The organism is Methylobacterium sp. E-025 (assembly GCF_022829705.1).
Lineage (GTDB): Bacteria > Pseudomonadota > Alphaproteobacteria > Rhizobiales > Beijerinckiaceae > Methylobacterium.
The window spans coordinates 1-1,241 of sequence record NZ_JAKSYR010000095.1 but is presented as its reverse complement, the minus strand read 5'-3'; the positions used below and the strand labels follow the sequence as shown (position 1 = coordinate 1,241).

Below are 1,241 nucleotides of genomic sequence, written 5' to 3'. Positions count from 1 at the left end.
GGGTCAAGCGCCGCGATCAGGAAGGCGCACCCGTCAACCGGGGTGCTGTCACGATGCCGCGTTCGGACTTCCTGTTCACCAGCGAATCCGTCTCCGAGGGCCACCCCGACAAGGTGAGCGACCGGATCTCCGACACCGTGGTCGATGCCTACATCGCCGCGATGCCGGAAGCCCGCCTCGGCGTCGAGACGCTGACCACGACCAACCGCGTCGTGATCGCCGGCGAGGTCCGCGGCCCCGATTCGGTGACCTTCAAGGATCTCGAGGCGCTGTCCCGCGAGGCGGTGAAGGACATCGGCTACGAGCAGTCCGGGTTCCACTGGAAGAACAACGACGTGCAGATCTACCTGCACGCCCAGTCGGCCGACATCGCCCAGGGCGTGGACGCGGCCGGCAACAAGGACGAGGGCGCGGGCGACCAGGGCATCATGTTCGGCTACGCCGCCGACGAGACCCCGGAGCTGATGCCGGCCCCGATCTTCTACGCCCACAAGATCCTCAAGGACCTCGCCGACGCCCGCAAGGCCAAGCAGGGCGACGCGGCCAAGCTCGGCCCCGACGCCAAGAGCCAGGTCACGGTGCGCTACGCCAACGGCCGCCCGGTCGAGGCGACGCAGATCGTGCTCTCGACCCAGCATCTGGACGAGTCGCTCGATTCGGCCGACGTGCGCGCCATCGTCGAGCCCTACATCCGCGCAGCCTTGCCCGAGGGCTGGATCAACGAGGGCACGGTCTGGCACGTGAACCCGACCGGCAAGTTCGTCATCGGCGGCCCCGACGGCGATGCCGGCCTCACCGGCCGCAAGATCATCGTCGACACCTACGGCGGCGCGGCGCCCCACGGCGGCGGCGCCTTCTCGGGCAAGGACCCGACCAAGGTCGACCGCTCGGCGGCCTATGCCGCGCGCTACCTCGCCAAGAACGTCGTCGCCGCCGGCCTCGCCTCGCGCGCCACGATCCAGCTCGCCTACGCCATCGGCGTGGCCAAGCCGCTGTCGATCTACGTCGACCTGCACGGCACCGGCAAGGTCGACGAGGCCAAGCTGGAGGGCGTGCTGATGGACGCCCTCGACCTCTCGCCCCGCGGCATCCGCCTGGCGCTCGGCCTCAACAAGCCGATCTACGCCCGCACCTCGGCCTACGGCCATTTCGGCCGCGCCCCGGACGCCGACGGCGGCTTCTCCTGGGAGCGCACCGACCTCGCCGACAAGCTGAGGTCGGCCCTGGCGTAAGGGTTTCGA

Annotated in this window: 1 protein-coding gene; it reads left to right on the top strand. The window is 69.9% G+C overall.

Annotated elements, in window-relative coordinates:
• The first annotated feature begins 53 nt into the window (after nucleotides 1-53).
• Nucleotides 54-1,232: a methionine adenosyltransferase gene (gene metK, locus MKK64_RS11945; RefSeq protein ID WP_147844288.1), complete on the top strand. Its 1,179-nt coding sequence runs from the start codon at nucleotides 54-56 to the stop codon at nucleotides 1,230-1,232.
• Nucleotides 1,233-1,241: the final 9 nt, after the last annotated feature.